Source organism: Mucilaginibacter sp. (assembly GCF_965277465.1).
Classification (GTDB): domain Bacteria; phylum Bacteroidota; class Bacteroidia; order Sphingobacteriales; family Sphingobacteriaceae; genus Mucilaginibacter.
In genome coordinates this window covers 59793-79251 of the sequence record NZ_CBDICW010000002.1, presented here as the reverse complement: position 1 = coordinate 79251, position 19459 = coordinate 59793, and the positions used below count along the sequence as shown (strand labels likewise).

Below are 19459 nucleotides of genomic sequence, written 5' to 3'. Positions count from 1 at the left end.
CGGCTTACCCTTTGTGATTTTACCTTTGATACATCCTTCTTTTTTTTATAATATACCTTGTTCTCTTCTTTTTTTGCTCCCGCGGGTTTGCAACTGGTGGTTAGGGAATGCTTAATATTTCAACTAAAACCTTATTCAAAATCTTCATACATTTAGCGCCACTACCGGTATGCGCTGATGCAAAAAAATAAGATCCCCTTACGCCCCTTATTAGCTGTTTTAGGCTCCATCTTAAGCGTTCAAATTGGTGCTACTATTGCTAAAGAACTTTTCCCTGCGCTGGGTGCGGTTGTTACTGCTACGGTTAGGATAGGTTTATCTGCCCTGATATTGCTGGCCGTTAACAGGCCGGGATTAAAAACATTAACCCGCGTGCAATGGAAGGCTGTGATTCCCTATGGCTTATGTCTTGGCGGCATGAATTTAATCTACTACCTCGCGCTGTCGCGTATCCCGCTGGGCATCGCAGTTACGCTTGAATTTATAGGCCCCTTATTACTCGTAGTATTCAGTTCAAAACGGCTCATCGAGTTTTTGTGGGTATTGCTGGCCACAGCTGGCATTGCTTTGATGACGCCGTGGAACAATACCAATATTGATCTATTTGGCGCGGGGATGGCGTTGCTGGCCGGTGCTTTTTGGGCCGGTTATATTGTTTTAGGCCGAAGGGTTTCTGCTGTTATAGATGGCGGGCAGGCGGTTTCTATAGGGATGCTGTTTGCCCTGATTGTGGCCCTTCCCTTTGCTTTCACAAACGGAATTCATTTAAACTTTAAAAGCGGCATGATCATACCCGCCGTAGGCCTGGCATTATTTTGCAGCGCCATTCCGTTCTCGTTAGAGATGTATGCGCTAAAGTATATGCCTACCAAAACGTTCAGCATATTGATGAGCATGGAACCCGCTGTTGGGGCGCTCTGTGGGCTGATATTCCTAAACGAATACCTTTCCTTGCAGGAATATGCCGCAGTGATCCTGGTGGTGATAGCAAGTACCGGGGCAACCATCGGCAACCGGGGAAACATCGGGAAGATCACTCCCGATATATAAAGTTTAAAATAGACAAGTGCCACTTAGTGCTGTAGATGGAAGCCTTAACCACATTGTGAAAAAAGCTGCTGTAAACAATGTTTAATTTTATTTAATTCCTTTAGTTACTAAAACTATAAAAAATCAGGTTTTAGGCAAATAAAAAACATTGGTAAACCTAATCACTCACCAATACTCACTAATCCCAAATCCCGTTCTGCGCGGTAAGTATTTCCGGCTGGCCGTTGGTAACCATAATAGTATGTTCGTGCTGGGCAATAAAACCACCTTTATTTCCTAATAAGGTCCAGCCATCGGCCTGGGTATCTGCAATTGTTGATTTGGTAGCTATAAAAGTTTCTATCGCTACTACCGAGTTCTTTCTGAAACGTTCGGTATTATACTTATCGTAATAGTTGGCTATCTCGTGCGGTTCTTCGTGCAGGCTGCGGCCAACACCATGCCCGGTCAGGTTTTTAATTACCGTGTAGCCGGCTTTTTTGGCTTCCGTTTCAATCAACCTGCCAATCTCCGATATTTTAACGCCACCTTTAATATTACTGATCGCTTTTCTTAAGATCTCTTTAGATGCTGCTACCAGTTTTCCATGCCCGTGAATATCCTCGCCCAATACAAACGAACCGCCATTATCGGCCCAAAAGCCATTTAATTCTGCCGATACATCGATATTTACCAGGTCGCCCTCTTTTAAAATTTTATCTGCCGATGGTATGCCATGCGCAGCTTCCTCATTGATACTGATACAGGTATATCCCGGGAAATTATAGGTTAGCTTGGGTGCCGAGTTTGCGCCCATTTGTGCCAGTAATTCGCCGCCGTAATCGTCAAGCTCTTTGGTTGAAATGCCCGGCTTAGCAAAATCACGCATTTTTTTAAGCGTTATGGCAACAGCATCACTTGCCTGCTGCATTCCTATTCTTTCGTTTTCGGTAGTGATAGACATTTTTCAGTATTTATTGGTGTAAAATTAACAATTAATATATTTGATTGCGTTTATCAAACGTCAGTTTATTAAAAACACATAAAGTAACGGCCCAGCTGTCAAAAGGTAAGGTTTTTAATAAGTTAAGGCAATCAAAACAACAAAAAAAGCTATGAAAAGGCAACTACTTACTTTATTCTTTTTAACAATACTTTCAACTGCATTTGCACAAAAGCAAAATGCCATAAAGCCAGGCGAAGTTTGGCCGGATAACAATGGCGACCATATACAGGCACACGGCGGAGGCATTGTTAAAATAGGTAAAGTATATTACTGGTACGGCGAGGAGCGCAGGCCGGGGCTTGATACAGGCTACCGTTACGTGAGCTGCTATTCATCGAACGATTTGATGAACTGGAAATTCAGGGGTTATGCTATTAAGCTGAAAAGGCCCGATTCCATATTAACCAATAACTGGGTACTGGAACGGCCCAAGGTATATTATAATAACGCAACCAAAAAATATGTGATGTATATGCATATTGATGGCGGCATAAAAGGCATTTCGAAATCAAAATGGGCTTATGATTACGCGCGGGTTGGCGTTGCCATAAGCGATAAAGCTACCGGCCCGTTCAAATACCTTAAAGCATTCAGGCCGCTGGATAAGGAGAGCCGGGATATAGGCCAGTTTATTGATGATGATGGAACCGCCTACCTGATTTTTGAATGCCGGCCAACAGATGGTTTTTACATTGCAAAGCTATCAGCCGATTATTTGACCGTGGATAAAGAGGTTTCATTTATTCATGCCCCGTTAGAGGGCGGGGCAATTGTGCATTACAAAGGTTTGTATTATGTGGTTGGCTCGGCATTATCTGGCTGGTCGCCCAACCCCAATAAGGTGGCAACGTCGGCCTCTATATATGGCCCCTGGAGCAGCTTCGAGAACATAGCACCGCCAGAAACAAAAACGTACAGTTCACAATCAACCATGTTTATTAAGGTTGCCGGATCAAAAGACACCACGGTGATTTTTATGGGCGACCGCTGGAAACCATCGCAACTATCGGATTCGCGCTACATCTGGATCCCTGTGCAGATTGGCGACGGTAAGCTTTGGCTACCCGAACCTAAGGCTTGGACAATTGATGTTAAAACAGGAAAATGGAACTATGTAAATGATAAACCTGAGGGTAAATAATTCCGGATATGGTGGTAGAGTTTAACAACGGGGAAATTCAGGCGCCCCACCTGTTGTGAAACAAATTATATTATATTTTTTGTTGTAGATGTTTGGTTTACTTCGCTAAGTTTTCGCTCTTCGTTACTATATTCCTGCCAGCTATATAACTATACTTTAATTATAATCTAAATGTATAATTACCATTAACAGCATAATAATTTTAACAATTTGCTATCTGGTAAATTACAAAATTGAATATATTTAGCAATGTTATAAATCTGTAAGCGTTAAAGTAATCAACGACCTACTTCAAATAATAAACATAATGGAAAACAATTCAAACGACATCAGCAAATGCCCGTTTCATAACGGCAGTATGAAAAATAATGCCGGGCAAGGCGGCACTAAAAACAACGATTGGTGGCCTAAGCAGCTTAAGTTAAATATATTACGACAGTACTCCTCTTTATCAAACCCAATGGATAAAGACTTTAATTATGCCGAAGCATTTAAGAGCCTTGATTTAGAGGCTGTAAAGAGTGATCTGCATGCGCTAATGACCGATTCGCAAGACTGGTGGCCGGCTGATTTTGGTCATTATGGTGGTCTTTTTATCCGTATGGCCTGGCACAGTGCCGGTACTTACCGCATTACCGATGGCCGCGGCGGCGCCGGGCAGGGCTTACAGCGTTTTGCCCCGCTTAATAGCTGGCCAGATAACGTGAGTTTAGATAAAGCACGGCGTTTGCTATGGCCTATCAAACAAAAATACGGCAACAGTATTTCATGGGCCGATCTGATCATTCTTACCGGTAATATCGCCCTTGAATCAATGGGCTTTAAAACATTTGGTTTTGCTGGGGGCCGCGAGGATGTGTGGGAAGCTGACGAGGCCGTTTACTGGGGATCTGAAACTACCTGGCTGGGTGGCGATCTGCGTTATGCGCATGGTTCGCCGGGTGTATCAGAGAGTAATGGGGTATTGGTAACAGATGATGATGCCGATGGCGACATCCACTCCCGTAACCTTGAAAAGCCGCTTGCCGCTGTACAGATGGGTTTAATATACGTAAATCCTGAAGGGCCTGACGGAAACCCTGATCCGGTTGCTGCAGCTAAAGACATTAGGGATACTTTTGAACGCATGGCCATGAACGATGAAGAAACCGTGGCACTAATTGCAGGCGGGCATACCTTTGGTAAAACACATGGTGCCGCCTCTTCAGATAATGTTGGTAAAGAACCCGAAGCCGTTGATTTGGAAGAACAGGGCTTAGGCTGGATAAACAGCTATGGAAGCGGCAAAGGCGCTGATGCCATAACCAGCGGACTGGAAGTAACCTGGACCACAACCCCTACCCAATGGAGTAACGATTATTTTGATCACCTCTTTGGTTTTGAGTGGGAACTGACCAAAAGCCCTGCAGGCGCACACCAATGGGTTGCCAAAAATGCAGAGAGCATTATACCCGATGCCTTTGACAGTACAAAGAAACATTTGCCAACCATGCTTACTACCGATCTTTCGTTAAGGTTTGATCCGGAATATGAAAAAGTATCAAGGCGTTTTCATGAAAACCCTGATCAGTTTGCAGATGCTTTTGCACGCGCATGGTACAAACTTACCCACCGTGATATGGGCCCGCGCGAACGCTACTTAGGTGCTGACGTACCCGCCGAAGTATTAATTTGGCAAGACCCTGTGCCTACCGTAGATCATCCGCTGATCGACGAGAACGACAGCGCAGCGTTGAAAGCAAAAATACTAAGCTCTGGTTTAACAGTTTCGCAATTAGTATCAACCGCATGGGCTTCTGCTTCTACCTTCCGTGGTGGCGATAAACGTGGCGGTGCCAATGGCGCGCGCATCCGTTTAGCGCCGCAAAGGCAATGGGCAGTTAATAACCCAGCACAATTAGATAAAGTGCTATCTACACTTGAAGGCATTCAGCAGGAATTTAATGGTGCTCAAGCCGATGGTAAAAAAGTTTCCATTGCCGACCTGATTGTACTTGCCGGCTGCGCCGCAGTAGAAAAAGCCGCTTATGATGCAGGCCAAAATATCACTGTTCCGTTTACGCCCGGCCGTACCGATGCTTCGCAGGATCAAACCGATGTGGAGTCATTTAAATATTTAGAGCCCGTGGTTGATGGTTTCCGCAATTACCGCAAATCAACAGGTAAAGTATCTACAGAAGAATATTTGATTGATAAGGCACAATTGTTAACGCTTACCGCACCAGAATTAACCGTATTAATTGGAGGCCTGCGTGCATTGAATGCTAATTACGATGGATCTGCAAATGGTATTTTAACCAAACATGTAGGGCAGCTTACAAACGATTTCTTTGTTAACCTGCTTGATATGGGCACCGCCTGGAAATCATCTGGTGAAAATAAAGAGCTATTTGAGGGCCGTGACCGCAAAACCGGCGAATTAAAATGGAAAGCAACCCGTGCCGACCTTGTATTTGGTTCGCATGCAGAGCTAAGGGCCATTGCCGAGATCTATGGCACATCAAGCAGTCAGGGTAAATTTGTGAAAGACTTTGTTGCCGCATGGAACAAAGTAATGAACCTTGATCGTTTCGACATTAACTAATTGATATAAAGCCAATTTAAACAGGCAGATGGCATAACCATCTGCCTGTTTTTTTTTAAGCAAATATTTATGAAGGCTGTTGATTTGGCCTTATCAATTTTTTGTGACAGATCCTTAAACTTCTTTATTTACCAATAAAGTTGATCAGGTCTTCATTCAACCTGTCTTTTGAGGTAAGGAATAAACCATGCGGCTCACCTTCATAAACAATGTACTCAGCACCGGCAATCATTTGTGCAGCCTGCTCGCCAGTTGCTTTGATTGGTACGGTTTGGTCATTATCGCCATGAATAACCAAAGCAGGTACGTTAATAGCTGATATATCGCCACGCAAATCAGTGCTGGAAAATGAAACAGCGCAGGCCAGGGTAGACTTTAATGTAGCCTGCATCGCAACGGTCAAATCCCAGGTTAACTGCTGCTCACTTACCGGGTTGCTCAATAAACCAACACCATAAAATTGTTTACCAAATTCACCTAAAAAAGCAGCTCTTTCCTTTTGGATATTTGCCCCTATATCATCAATCACTTCCTGTGGTACCCCATCCGGGTTATCTTCAGTTTGAAGCATGTAAGGCGCAATCGAGCTGATCAAAACCACTTTTGAAACGCCTTTACCACCGTAGTTGCTAAAATATTTAACCACTTCGCCGCTAGCCATTGAAAAGCCTACCAATACGGCATTTTCCAATTGTAACTGATCAAACAGAGCCTTAAGATCGCCGGCAAGTGTATCGTAATCATAACCTGTTAATGGCTTGTCTGATTTTCCGAAACCTCTCCTGTCGTAGGCAATTACACGATAGCCGGCATCGGTTAAAGCAGCAGTCTGGTAATCCCACATCTGATGGTCAAGGGGCCAGCCATGCACCAATACAACAGGAGTTCCCGTTCCAAGATCTTCATAATACAGGTTCACTTCTGAACCATCCTGATTTTTTGACTTAATAAATTTCATAGATAGAATAGATTTTGTTTGTATTTTAAACAGGCAACAAAATCAATTTGTTTACTTAGATGAAAATTTAAATCTTTTTAAGAAAAAAACATATTGTAAGTAGCTTTTAATAATGACTATTGAATTTTATGTATTCAAGCTCCTGCAAGTTTTCAACTCATGTTTTATAGATATTAGTTTTCAAATTCAATTTCTAAGTCGCCTACTAATTGATAAAGTACAAAGCAATGTCTATCTTCATGGTTACTATGAAACGTGGCCTTATTCTCCTTACCTTTTTTTCAAGTTTTTTTTGCAGGGCTTTGGGGCAGTCACAATCTGCAGCTATTGATAGTCTGGTTAAATATCGAATCATAACACCCAATGAAAAGCCGGTGCTGGAAAAGGAAATTAAAGATAAGGAGCATACTTCTTATAAAGTTAAGATCCTTGGAGGGCTTGAATACCTCATGCTAAAAAAAACATTCCATTTAGATCCACATAGAACTGGCGTTATGCTTTCTTATGGTCCTGGTCACCTTAATAAAAAAAGTCAGGATAGCATTAATATATCACTATGTATTTTGTTGGAGAAGATTAAGAAGGCTGGATTACTAACAGACAGGGTTTACACCTATACTCAAAAAGGCATAGATACTGGACGTTACGTAGCTGAACTACAATTAATAATTAGCATGGCCGAGATGAGCTCTCGACTGGAGCGGCTGGCGCCAAATAAATTATTGCCGGTTGCAGAACAGCTTCATAAAAATGAGATCATTAATGATTCTTCATTTTTACAGTTGGAAAACGATACCAAGAACAACAAAATAGAGTCTTCATTCCAGTTGAACGACTATTGCCAATTGGACAGGGTATTTGATTTAGCCAAATATCCGGACGACCCTGATATTTGGCTGGAGCAGATACATCGTGATATAGCATCAATGCTACCCGGTTTAACCTTTACTAATTTTAGCTATACTACGATTCCGGACACTTCATTTTCCATACCCGGAATACGGTTCAAGGTAAGCTTAGTTTGCAGTGGTCGTACTTATACACATACCAGCCTCACATTCAATAATTATAGAAGCACACGGAAAAAGATAAGCGCTAAGGATATTTATGTTGAAGACTTTTATCGTATTTTTAATAAGATTTTAATCGATCAACACTCAACATACCAGTTGCATAGTACAATGTTTAGTGCTGAAAGCGCCACTGAAAACTATTTACGCCACTTTGCCCTTATCGCTTTAAAAGAAAGACAAGCCGAAGCATTCATGAATCAGCCCACCTTTCATTATATGACTGTAAGCTTGGATCGGTATAATAAGACTCTAACATCAGCAAAGATAGATAGCACCATTGCTGAATGGAGAAATATTGGTCTATTTGCACATCTTTCAAATACAGAAATAAGCAAAGCCATAGATGATACTGAAGCGAGCGATCGGTTTTCAACCGGACAATTGCTGGTCAATTTTCCAAGAGTAATTTATTCTTTAGATTCTGCATTAATTTCTAACTATACTTATGCTAATCTTTTAAATCATCTTGCCAAAATTTCGCGCGGCGTATTTAATCCAACAAAAATCACCCAAAAAAAAGCAAATGGAAATGTAAAACTGCAATATTTCTCCAACGGTAAATTTCATTCATTTATGTTCAAAACAGCAAACGTATGGCTGGATGTTAATTTTCCGGTATTTATGAAACGCTTAGGTAAGGAAAATAATTTACCGGGTAATTTCTATATGCTTCTACATGAAGATATGGTCATTTACCTAACTAAAAAGCAATATGACATAGCTATAAAAAATAAATTACTGAATATCAGCCCAACAGTATCAAAAGGTTAATAACAAAAAAAGTTCAACCATCCCCTTTGTTTACAATCATGCTTTTACACGCCTTCAGTTTGCAACAACAACGTAAAAGATCTCCATTTCAATTATAAATCACCCCTAAATCAACAACCCACATTTGCAGGCGCTGATATATTTTCCCTATTTTTGAGATATATGTTTACCGAATTTGAAAGGTATATAAAAGCGCAAGCGGGGCTGTCGGATGTGAACATCAAGCTTTTTCGTGATACAGCCGTTGAGAAAACCCTGCGCCGTAAAGATTTCCTGTTACAGCAGGGCGAGATCTGCCGTTATAAAATATTTGTTTCTAAAGGGCTTTTACGCACCTACCGCACTACCGATAATGGCAGCGAACATATTATGCAGTTTTCGCCCGAAAATTCCTGGACCACCGACCCGGAGAGCTATGATAACCTTACCCCATCGTGTTATAACATTGATGCGCTTGAGCAGAGCGAGGTATTGATGTGGACCAAAAAAGATTTTAACGCTTTGTTTGAAAATATCCCGGCATTAAAAACTTATTCCGAAGCGCTGATCTCCAGGAATCTTTACCGAACCCGGCAACGGGTTTTTAACGCCCTCAGCTCAACTGCCGAAGAAAAATACGACGATTTTATTAAAACCTACCCCGACATTTTAGCACGCGTGCCCCTGCACATGGTGGCTTCTTTTCTTGGCCTATCGCGCGAAACATTGAGCCGTATCCGGCATGCACAGGTTAAACAATAAGTAAAATGGTGACCTATGTCCTCGTTTAGGGCTAAAGTATTATCCAACTTTGTATTGTTAAACAAGGTCAATAACCGATCAATCCATTTACTAAAAAATTTAAAACATGCGTGTATTTGTTACCGGCGCTACGGGCTTTATAGGCTCGGCCATTGTAAAAGAATTAATTGGAGCAGGCCACCAGGTGCTCGGCCTAACGCGCTCTGATGAGGGCGCAAATGCCCTGATAGCCGCAGGTGCCGAAGTACACCGTGGCACTCTGGAAGATTTGGATAGCCTGCGCAGCGGTGCTGCCGAATGCGATGGTGTTATCCATACTGCCTTTATCCACGATTTTTCAAAGTTTCAGCAAAATTGTGAAACTGACAGACAGGTTATCGGGGCCATCGGGGATATTCTTGCAGGCTCAAACCGCCCGCTGGTAGTTACCTCAGGTACCGGTTTAGGCAGCTATGCTAACGGCGAAATAGCCGTTGAAGGGAATGTAGCAACATCCAAAACTACCCACCACCCTCGTGTAGCCTCGGAAGAAGCTGCTGCCACTATTGCAGCAAAAGGCGTAAATGTATCCATTATGCGCCTGCCGCCTTCGGTACATGACAAAGGCGATCACGGCTTTGTCCCGATTCTTATTGGCATTGCCCGCCAAAAAGGAATTTCGGCCTACATAGGCGATGGCGCTAACCGCTGGCCAGCAGTGCACCGCCTGGATGCGGCTCTGCTTTACAGGCTGATTTTAGAGAATGGTGTTGCAGGCACTTACCATGCCGTTGGCGATGCAGGCATCCCTACCCGCCAAATTGCAGAAATGATTGGCAAACATTTAAATATTCGTGCTGTAAGTATTTCGCCCGAAGAAGCAGCCGCTCATTTTGGCTGGTTTGCCGGTTTCTTTGGTTCTGATATTCCGGCATCTGCTAAATTAACCTTTGAACGCCTGGGATGGCGGCCAACGCATCCCGGTTTAATGGAAGATCTGGATCAGGGCCACTACTTTGAAAGTTAAAAACAGCTCTCCTGTCATCATTAAAAGATCTTTCGGAATTTACCGGGAGGTCTTTTAGTTTTAAGCCGCTGAAACATTAGTATAATTAAAAGCTTTTATATTTGAGAGCCGGGTCATTTTCCATCTAAATAATTAAAAAATGTTTGAAGTGCTGTTTACCCACGTAACAGAAAAGGTTTCGCTTACCGATGAGGAAAAGGATATGATCAAAACTTTCTTCAGCCCAAAAAAACTTCGTAAAAAACAATACCTGTTGCAGGAAGGCAATGTTTGCAAATACTTATGCTTTGTTGAAAAGGGGCTGCTCCGGTCTTATAACGTAGACGAAAAGGGTGAAGAACACATGAATATGTTTGCATGGGAAGGCTGGTGGACATCAGACATGTACAGCTTTTTTTCGGGCGAAAAGGCAGTTATCAATATAGATGCGATAGAGGATACTGAATTTTTAACGATCAATGCGGCAGCTTTTGAAGAGATGACGCTCAAAGTCCCCAAAATGGATCGTTACTTCCGCATTCTTTTTCAGAACAGCCTGGTGACCAAAGAGCGAAGGTTGATCAGCGCTGTTACCCATTCTGCCGAAGAAAAATATACCAAACTTGCCGAAAGCAACCCAAAACTAATTCAGCGGGTGCCTCAAAATCTCATTGCATCCTACCTGGGGCTTGCGCCCGAAACACTAAGCCGTATCAGAAAAAACATTGCGCTCCGTAAATGATTTGATTGATTTGCATCAAGCCTCTTTTTTGATTTAGATCAAGAGCCTTTGTTTTTAGCGTGGGTACCTTTGTTATATGGCAAATACAACACATCCCAAAATACTTATCACCGGTGCAACCGGGCAGGTAGGCGGCAAAACCATCGACTTTTTACTTTCAAATAAAGATATAGAATTGGTGGCTGCCGTACGGGCTCCCGATAAAGCAGCTCCCTTTACAGCTAAAGGCATAGCAACCGTTTTGCTAGATTTTGATGATGAAAGCACGTACCTGCCTGCACTTAAAGGCATCGACCGTATTTTAATAGTTACAGGTTATACTGTTGATATGCTAAGGCAAAGCAAGGCACTTTTAGACAGCGCCAAAAAAGCCGGGGTAAAGCATGTGGTTCATTTAGGCGCTTGCGGACGTGATGACACCACCGTTGCACATTGGGCATGGCACCAGTTAATCGAAAGATATATTGAATGGTCGGGTTTTTCGTACACGCATTTAAGGCCCGAAACTTTTATGCAAAACGTATTGAGTTACGGCGGTAAAAAAGCAATTGAGAACGGGATCATTCATGCTTATGTAGCCGGTGCGCGCCTTAGCTGGGTTGATGTGGATGATGTGGCACAGGTAGCCGCCTTAGCTTTGGCACATCCCGAAATACATGGCGGAAAAACCTACAGATTAGGCTATGATGCCATTACTTTTGATGAAATGGCCGCTATGATGAGCCGGATTATTGGTAAACCATTCCGTTATGAGCCGCTATCGCCCGATATGTTTTTACAGTCGATGATCAATGCAGGTGCAGAAATGGCCTATATGGGCTGCGTTTACGACCATTGGAAACGCTATGCAGCAGGCACAATTCCCGGGGCTGATGACACGTTTGATAACTTTCCTGAAATTACCGGGAGACAACCTGTAAGGTGGCCCGATTTTATTGAAAAGCATAAAGATGAATTTGACTATTAGCAGGCTATCAGGGGGCTACTGGCTCCCGCGAGTTTGAAACTCGTGGTTGTGCATGGTGATAGTTTAATAACTGCACATAAAGACATATCAAATCAAACCCTTATATTGATGAGTATAGAAATATTTGATTTTTAACTTAGTCGTCCATAAATAGTCCGATATTTGCCAATAAAGGTTAATAGCCTGTTACCTGCAAACGATAAATAGAATATCATGAAACACGACGATGTGGTTGCGGCCATAAAAGTAATTGCCGAAAAAGGACTGGCAATTAATATAAGCAAGGATGATTTGCAAGACCTGAAAACATATAACCTGATTGAAATTGCAAAAGGCGAAGAAAATGAAAGATCGCCGGCCTGTGTGTTAACAAAAAAGGGCAGGGTAATGCTTAAGGCAAACTCTAAATAATCAGTTATTATAAATATTATCATACAACAGAAAAGCCACCTGAAAGGTGGCTTTTCTGTTGTATGACTTGAGTATACAATTACGGAAATTTAACCCCACTGTAAGCGCTTACATCTGTAGTTGGTATAGATGCATTGTATTGCTTGTTAATGGCTTTAATAAACTCATTAGCTACAACGGCATAACCACGCGGGGTTAAATGCACGCCGTCTAACGAAAATATACCGCCACTTATATAATTTGAATTAAGGCTTACCCCATTAATTAATAAGCCCTGTGTTTTTACATTATCTAAAAAAGTATAGGCATCAAAAACAGCCAAACCTTTTGCAGCGGCCATTGATTTGATGGTGGTATTGTAAGAGTTGATATAATCCAAAGTCATGGTAACTTCGTTTTGATCCAGCACATATTGATTATCAACAGGTGTGTAAGGCGTTAAACCATAAGGCAGGTTACCATAAGGCGTAGACACCATTTGCCCGATTTTGCTGGTTGGGAAGGTAAGCACAATCAGATCTGCCGAGGTGGCAACCCTTGGGGCATAAGTAGTACCTGAAACCAGTGCATTGATATAAATACCCTTAACTGTTGGATTTGCCTTTTGCACAGCCGCCACAATTGCATTTACTGTTACCGTATTAAAATAAGGTATAGCGGTTACATCGGGTATGGTTGCAACTACTCCTTTTGCGCCTGATGCGGTAAGCCTGGTGATCAGCACATTGTATAATGCTGCAAAGGTACTTTTATCAGTAAGTACATCGCCTGCACCGCCTGATGTTGCGTAGGCCAGCGCATCATTATTACCCAGCCAGTTAGAGAAAAATGTAAAAGGCTTTGCAGTAACAAAATCCAAATAATCGGTACTGTTTGTTGGCGCATCACCCGGCAAAAGGCGTTCAAAATAACCATTCAGGTTACCATAAGGGGCGTAAGTGATATTTAGTAATTTAATACCCGGTACACCATAGTTGTTAATATCGCCGGTGTATTTGGTATATAAGGTAACATTACCAAAACCTGGTACAGGTAAAATACCGCGGATAGCCAGGTTATTGGTAACAGTAGTTGTAATTGGCGTGCCATCGGCATTAAAACCGCTTAGCTTTAAATAGCCCGAGCCGTTTGCCTGGTCGGTAGTGAAAAGCGGCTGAGTAAATGTGCCCCCGCCTACTGATTCCATTTGTTTGGCAATAATGCTTGGGTAGGAGTTTAGCTGCCCGTCGCGGTACAAACCGCCATCGGCATATCCCGCGGTTAATGAATTACCAACGGCAATATAGCGCGAAAAATTTGCGGTGCCTTTGGATGCCTTGAATGTGCTTACTTCCGGCTTACAGGCTGCAATAGCCAAAAGGCCCAGGAAAAATAGGTAACGGTAACTATGTTGTTTAAAAGTCTTCATCTGTTTTTGTGTTTAGGGTTTACCAGTGATAAGCAAGAGAAATGCCCGGGATGTATACATTGGTTTTAAACGTGCCTGATAGCTGCGTTTGGATATTGGTTTGCGTGCGCGACATCAGGTGCTCGTACTCAAAGCTAAAGTCAATATCCAAATGGCGGTCGGCATGGTAACCCAAACCTCCTGTTAAATATACCCTGTTGGCATCTGGTGCTTCGGGGGTAACATAGCCATCACGTACTGCCGTGCTGGCATAACCACCACCTGCACGCACATCTAACTTGTTAGTGGCTTTATACTGGCCGCCGGCACGCAGGGTAAATGCATTTTTATAGTCGCGCTGCGAGTAGGTATCCTGCAATGCAGGGGTATTGTACTTATAATCAAAAGCAAGCTGCTTGTAAACGCTCCAGTTAACCAGGTTAACATCAAGTGCAAGTGTTAGCTTGTTTGTTGGATAAAACCCTAAACCCAATGAGGTAGTTGCCGGCAAAGGGATGGATGCATTAAAAGTATTTGGCTGCGGAAAACTGCTTTGCAGCGATGAGGGTACATCAAAAATTGCATTACCGTTATTAATGGTGGTGTTAACCTTTGAGCGGTAAGTTAAACCCGCACTAAACATTGGCGATGGCTTGTAATAGATACCGGCATTATAGCCGTAACCATTGCCTGCACCTTTAAGGTCGGCCTGCCCGTCCTGCCCGTTTGCACCCGAAATAGGGATAGCCTGTTTCAGATCAACCGTACCGCGGTTATAAACAAAGCCTGCGCCTATACTTAAATTACTGGCCAGCTTTACACTCAGCGTTGGCTGAAAATAAAAGGCTTTAAGGTCAAGGCTCTCTAACGAGTACTTTCCGGCCCAGCTGTTTCCCCAGTCGGTTAACCCGCCAAATGGCGTATAAACGGCCAGCCCCAATTTCCACCATGATGATTTTGGCCCTACCGCTGCATAAAAACTAAACGGTGTGGCAACCTTGTTGGCAGTGTGATATTGTGCATTGTTTCCGCTTGGATTAAATACGGATTGAAATACCAGCGGACTTATACCCGCCTGGATGTAATTTTGTGGCAGCATAACAACCGCGCCGGGATTAAAGAATACGGATGCACCATCCAATAGCACACCTGTACCGGTATGCCCCATGCCGATTTGTTTTTCGCCCTCAAGATTAACCTGAAATCCTTGCGAAAATCCGAGTACAGGCAATAACGCGAACGCTAAGAGTAATAATTTTCTCATAATATAATTGGTATAATTAACAAGGTAACAGTTGGGATTGTACCTTTTGTTTATAAAAAATAAAATTACTGCGTAAAACAATGAAAAAAAGGGCTATAATGCGGAGATATTAGTCAAAAAGTCGGTTATGGTATACTTAAGCCTTTTCAAGCTGTAAATGAAGAAAATAGCACAACTTAGCTTATCAAAATTTGCTGACCTTTATGCTGACAAGCTGATCGGTCCGGATTTTTTTATCACCAACGAAAAGCAACTGCTCACCTTAAGCGAATACCCTTATCGCTCTGATGGCTATATAATAGGGATCTGCACCCGCGGCACCGCACAGGTTGAGGTAAACCTGCAGGTTTACGAGGCCCGGCCCGATGCCATGCTGTTAGCTACCCCCTTCCATGTATTGCGGATCTATAACAGCAGTCCTGATTTTTTATGCCGATTCATTGTTTTTTCAAAGGCCTTTTTAACCGAAAACAATGTGAACAGCCATTTTTTAGAATCATTCAGCTATTTTAAAAGCGCCTCCCTGCCGGTCATTTATACCGACCATGAAGATGCTAAAATGCTGCTTGAAATTTATGCGCTGCTGCAGCAAAAGCTCGACAGGCAGGCTCACCCCTACCGCATGGAGATCTCGCGCAGTATGCTCATTACCTTATTGTATGAGGTAGGCTCCATTTACGAAAAGCAGCATGTTATAATTAAAGGTAAATTAAACCGCAAGCAGGAACTGAACATACTTTTCCAGGAACTTGTTTTTCACCATTATAAAGAACACCGCAACGTACAATATTATGCCGACCTGTTATTTGTATCACCCAAGCACCTTACTGAAACTATAAAGGATGTAACCGGCCGTACAGCCGGCGAATGGATTGATGATGCCGTAATATTAGAGGCTAAGGTGTTGTTGCGCAACCAGGAGATCAGCATCTCAAACGTAGCGCTCGCCATTCATTTTCCTGATCAGTCCTCCTTCGGTAAATACTTTAAAAAGCAAACAGGCCTGTCACCCTCCGATTACCGGATGGCCATCCCGCGTTAAAAGTTTCGCAATTTGGCCCGTTTTTCCCCTTTCCGACTTTTTGACTAATATCTCCGCATTGCTGCCCTTTTAGGGGGCAGGCATCCCGTATAATTTTACAATTGATTATACAACCAATACCGTCCGGGCTTCTAACCGGGTAAAATAGAACCAAATTATATGAAAATATTAGTGTGCATTAGCCAGGTGCCGGATACCACCACTAAAATAATTTTAAAGGATAACGATACCACTATCAATAGCCAGGGTACTACTTATATCGTTAACCCTTACGATGAATGGTATGCCCTGATCCGCGCTATTGAATTAAAAGAAAGCGGGACCGCTACCGAAGTTCACCTGATAACTGTTGGCCGGGCCGATGCTGAGCCTATTATCCGCAAGGCACTTGCCCTGGGTGGAGATGAGGCCATCCGCATTGATGCCGATAGCAATGACCCTTATCAAACCGCCGTTTATATAGCCGATTACGCCCAAACCGTTGGTTACGACCTGGTGCTTTGCGGTAAAGAAACCATTGACTATAACAACGGTACCACAGGCGTTATGCTTGCCGAATTATTGGCTGTTGATTATATAGGCTTTGCAACCAGCATTAAAATTGAGGGCAGCACGGCCATAGTGAATCGCGAGATTGAAGGCGGCGAAGAAACCGATAGCAGTAACCTGCCTTTGGTTATATCCTGCCAAAAAGGTGTTGCCGAAGCGCGCATCCCAAACATGCGTGGTATTATGGCAGCGCGTACCAAGCTGTTAAAAGTGGTTGCACCAGCGGCGGCTGAACCTTTAACGGCAATCCTGTCCTATGAATTACCGCCGGCTAAAGCGGGTGTAAAATTAGTAAGCGCCGATGATATGGACGCATTAGTTGCTTTGCTGCACAGCGAGGCAAAGGTTATATAATTCTGCCAAAGCGGGATAACGTTACATCTAATCAATAAAAAAATGTCAGTATTAGTATTGGTAGAACATACCGAAGGAAATATAAAAAAGAAAAGTTTTGAAGCAGTTCAATATGCTGCCCAGATAGCTAAAAACACCGGAACAACCGCCACCGCTGTTGTATTGGGTACTATAGCCGATGCCGAAATGGAAGCTTTGGGCAACTATGGCGCAAACAAGGTGATCCATATTGCCGATAAACGCTTGGATGAGCTACATGCAAGGGCCTACGCTACCGCGCTGGTAAATATTGCAAAGGCCGAAGGCAGTAAAATTATTATAACCCTTTATGATATTAATGGCCGGGCCGTTGCGCCCAGGGTTGCCGTACAGTTAAAGGCAGGTTTACTTGCAGGCGCACTATCTTATCCTGATACCGCTAAAGGTTTCGCTATTAAAAAAGCGGTGTTTTCGGGCAAGGCATTTGCCTGGGTTAACCTGCTGAGCGATATTAAAGTAATTATGCTGATGCCTAATACCTTCCCGTTGACTAAAACCGATGGAAAGGCAACTATTGAAACGCAGGAAGTAAGTTTTACCGAAAAAGATTTCGGGATAAAAGTAACATCCGTAAATAAAGTAACCGGCGAGATTTCCCTGGCCGATGCTACCCTTGTAGTATCGGGTGGCAGGGGTATGAAAGGCCCGGAAAACTGGGGACTGATTGAAGACCTGGCCAAAGAGCTGGGTGCTGCAACCGCATGTTCGCGCCCGGTTGCCGATGCGCACTGGCGCCCGCACCACGAGCATGTGGGCCAAACGGGCGGCTCTATCCGCCCCGATCTTTATATTGCCGTGGGCATATCAGGTGCCATACAGCACCTGGCCGGGGTTAATGGCTCAAAAACAATCGTCGTAATTAATACCGACCCCGAGGCACCGTTTTTTAAGGCCGCAAACTACGGCGTTGTGGGCGATGCCATGAAGGTTTTGCCAATGCTTACCGAAGCGGTTAAGAAATTTAAGCTACATAAATAATTGCACCATGAATATTTTTTATGAGGGACAGGTATTGTGGGCGCATATTGATGCTAACCAGCACATGCGGCATTCTGCCTATGCTGATTTTGCAGCACAGGCCAGGCTCACCTTGTTAGAGAGCCTTGGTTTAAAACCTGCTGATCTTTTTGAATTAAATATAGGCCCGGTACTATTCAGGGAAGAATTGTTTTACCTGCGCGAGGTGGGCATTAATGATCATATTAAAGTGAGCTGCGAGTTAACAAAATCGCGTAAGGATGGTTCCCGCTGGTCAATAAGGCATGAGCTGTTTCGTGGTGATGGTATTAAAGCAGCCATAATTAACGTAGATGGCGCCTGGATTGATATGACCAAACGCAGGTTAACCGTATTACCCGAAGAATTGAGCCGCTTGTTCCTGACCACACCCCGCAGCGCTGATTATGTAGAAGAAGCCAATAAGGCATAAGTTTTAAAATCAACAATTGATATGGATCTGAAAGAAGTATTTGAAAAGGCAGTTACAGATAGTAAGGAACTACCCGTTCGCCCTAATAATGAGGTATTGTTAAACCTGTATAGCTTATACAAACAGGCTACCGAGGGCGATATAACTTCGCCCAAACCGGCTATGTTTGATTTTGTGGCACAGGCAAAATATGATGCATGGTTAAAGCTAAAAGGCGTTTCAACAGCCGACGCTATGCAGCAATATATTGACCTGGTTAATAAGCTGGCGGGGTAATATTCAGGGCTATCAGCCAAAATAGCCCAGTTAACCTGCTAATACCGAAATTTTGACAAATGTTTCCGCCTTACAGCCCTATATATTGCCTTGTTTTATAGGATATTTGTTATAGTAAACCAATACCTAATTATTTACCGGTAAAACGGTTATTTATTTTTTTTAAAGCCTTAAATTGTTGTGTTCAAATGCATGCAATGCTTTTAACGCGCAACTGTTTTTAAAATAATTAACCAATAACCAAAACTGTAAAGCCATGTCTGTAAGTAAATCACAATTCATCAGGTTAGTATTCGTAATGCTCGCAATGGTATTTGTAAGCTCCATTGCCCGCGCCCAAACTGATAAAATAGAGGGCCTGTGGTATAACGATATAAAGAGTGCCAAAATACAAATAACCCGGTATACCGATGGTAAATTTTACGGCAAGGTAGTATGGCTAAAGGAACCTTTAAAAAACGGTAAGCCTAAGGTCGATGAATTAAATACCGACCCAAAACTACGCAGCAGACCTCGCCTGGGCCTGTTAGTATTAGCAGGTTTTGTTAAAGATAGCGATGAGAAATATACCGACGGCACTATTTACGATCCTAACAATGGAAAAACTTATGATTGCCATATAACCTATAAAGGTAAAACCCTTGCTATCCGGGGCTATGTAGGTATTTCGCTTTTTGGGCGAACAACAACCTGGAGCAGGGTTGAATAATT

At 43.0% G+C, this 19459-nt stretch carries 19 protein-coding genes; 15 read left to right on the top strand and 4 right to left on the bottom strand.

What is annotated here, in order from left to right; translation table 11 throughout:
• The first annotated feature begins 177 nt into the window (after positions 1-177).
• On the top strand, positions 178-1050 hold the full coding sequence (locus ACQY4U_RS12640) for an EamA family transporter (RefSeq protein WP_428329806.1): 873 nt from the start codon (positions 178-180) through the stop codon (positions 1048-1050).
• A gap of 178 nt (positions 1051-1228) precedes the next feature.
• Here ACQY4U_RS12640 and map read toward each other — a convergent pair whose 3' ends face one another.
• Positions 1229-1993, bottom strand: coding sequence for a type I methionyl aminopeptidase (gene map / locus ACQY4U_RS12635; RefSeq protein WP_428329805.1), 765 nt, complete (start codon positions 1991-1993; stop codon positions 1229-1231).
• Positions 1994-2144: 151 nt separating this feature from the next.
• Here map and ACQY4U_RS12630 point away from each other — a divergent pair, with 151 nt between their 5' ends.
• Both ACQY4U_RS12630 and katG read left to right on the top strand, forming a co-directional pair.
• A complete protein-coding gene (locus tag ACQY4U_RS12630) occupies positions 2145-3176 on the top strand; it encodes a family 43 glycosylhydrolase (protein WP_428329804.1) in 1032 nt (343 codons plus the stop codon).
• A gap of 307 nt (positions 3177-3483) precedes the next feature.
• Positions 3484-5760, top strand: a complete 2277-nt coding sequence (katG, locus tag ACQY4U_RS12625; protein WP_428329803.1) for a catalase/peroxidase HPI — start codon at positions 3484-3486, stop codon at positions 5758-5760.
• Between the two features lie 124 nt (positions 5761-5884).
• Here katG and ACQY4U_RS12620 read toward each other — a convergent pair whose 3' ends face one another.
• On the bottom strand, positions 5885-6718 hold the full coding sequence (locus tag ACQY4U_RS12620) for an alpha/beta fold hydrolase (protein ID WP_428329802.1): 834 nt from the start codon (positions 6716-6718) through the stop codon (positions 5885-5887).
• A 248-nt stretch (positions 6719-6966) separates the two neighbouring features.
• Here ACQY4U_RS12620 and ACQY4U_RS12615 point away from each other — a divergent pair, with 248 nt between their 5' ends.
• From ACQY4U_RS12615 to ACQY4U_RS12590, 6 genes are all read left to right on the top strand, one after another.
• Positions 6967-8562: a hypothetical protein gene (locus tag ACQY4U_RS12615; protein WP_428329801.1), complete on the top strand. Its 1596-nt coding sequence runs from the start codon at positions 6967-6969 to the stop codon at positions 8560-8562.
• A gap of 162 nt (positions 8563-8724) precedes the next feature.
• Positions 8725-9303 (top strand): Crp/Fnr family transcriptional regulator, encoded by a 579-nt coding sequence (locus tag ACQY4U_RS12610; RefSeq protein WP_428329800.1) that lies wholly within the window; start codon positions 8725-8727, stop codon positions 9301-9303.
• Positions 9304-9409: 106 nt separating this feature from the next.
• Complete coding sequence (locus ACQY4U_RS12605; protein ID WP_428329799.1) at positions 9410-10309, top strand: SDR family oxidoreductase; 900 nt, start codon at positions 9410-9412, stop codon at positions 10307-10309.
• A gap of 139 nt (positions 10310-10448) precedes the next feature.
• Entirely contained in the window at positions 10449-11030 is a 582-nt protein-coding gene (locus ACQY4U_RS12600; protein WP_428329798.1) for a Crp/Fnr family transcriptional regulator, read from the top strand.
• 76 nt (positions 11031-11106) lie between these two features.
• The gene (locus ACQY4U_RS12595) at positions 11107-11997 is read left to right on the top strand and encodes an SDR family oxidoreductase (RefSeq protein WP_428329797.1); all 891 of its coding nucleotides are present in this window, start codon (positions 11107-11109) and stop codon (positions 11995-11997) included.
• A 213-nt stretch (positions 11998-12210) separates the two neighbouring features.
• Complete coding sequence (locus ACQY4U_RS12590; RefSeq protein ID WP_428329796.1) at positions 12211-12408, top strand: hypothetical protein; 198 nt, start codon at positions 12211-12213, stop codon at positions 12406-12408.
• A gap of 79 nt (positions 12409-12487) precedes the next feature.
• Here the strand turns inward: ACQY4U_RS12590 and ACQY4U_RS12585 are convergent, their stop codons facing one another.
• Positions 12488-13816 (bottom strand): SGNH/GDSL hydrolase family protein, encoded by a 1329-nt coding sequence (locus tag ACQY4U_RS12585; protein WP_428329795.1) that lies wholly within the window; start codon positions 13814-13816, stop codon positions 12488-12490.
• 19 nt (positions 13817-13835) lie between these two features.
• Entirely contained in the window at positions 13836-15059 is a 1224-nt protein-coding gene (locus tag ACQY4U_RS12580) for an OmpP1/FadL family transporter (RefSeq protein ID WP_428329794.1), read from the bottom strand.
• A gap of 157 nt (positions 15060-15216) precedes the next feature.
• Between ACQY4U_RS12580 and ACQY4U_RS12575 the strand changes: the two genes are divergently transcribed.
• The 6 genes from ACQY4U_RS12575 to ACQY4U_RS12550 all read left to right on the top strand — a co-directional run bounded on the left by ACQY4U_RS12575 (position 15217) and on the right by ACQY4U_RS12550 (position 19457).
• The gene (locus ACQY4U_RS12575) at positions 15217-16101 is read left to right on the top strand and encodes a helix-turn-helix domain-containing protein (protein ID WP_428329793.1); all 885 of its coding nucleotides are present in this window, start codon (positions 15217-15219) and stop codon (positions 16099-16101) included.
• 159 nt (positions 16102-16260) lie between these two features.
• Positions 16261-17004 (top strand): electron transfer flavoprotein subunit beta/FixA family protein, encoded by a 744-nt coding sequence (locus ACQY4U_RS12570; RefSeq protein ID WP_428329792.1) that lies wholly within the window; start codon positions 16261-16263, stop codon positions 17002-17004.
• A 42-nt stretch (positions 17005-17046) separates the two neighbouring features.
• Complete coding sequence (locus ACQY4U_RS12565; protein ID WP_428329791.1) at positions 17047-18021, top strand: electron transfer flavoprotein subunit alpha/FixB family protein; 975 nt, start codon at positions 17047-17049, stop codon at positions 18019-18021.
• A gap of 7 nt (positions 18022-18028) precedes the next feature.
• On the top strand, positions 18029-18472 hold the full coding sequence (locus tag ACQY4U_RS12560) for an acyl-CoA thioesterase (RefSeq protein WP_428329790.1): 444 nt from the start codon (positions 18029-18031) through the stop codon (positions 18470-18472).
• Positions 18473-18493: 21 nt separating this feature from the next.
• The gene (locus ACQY4U_RS12555; RefSeq protein ID WP_428329789.1) at positions 18494-18748 is read left to right on the top strand and encodes an acyl-CoA-binding protein; all 255 of its coding nucleotides are present in this window, start codon (positions 18494-18496) and stop codon (positions 18746-18748) included.
• A gap of 256 nt (positions 18749-19004) precedes the next feature.
• Entirely contained in the window at positions 19005-19457 is a 453-nt protein-coding gene (locus ACQY4U_RS12550) for a DUF2147 domain-containing protein (protein WP_428329788.1), read from the top strand.
• The last annotated feature ends 2 nt before the right edge of the window (positions 19458-19459 follow it).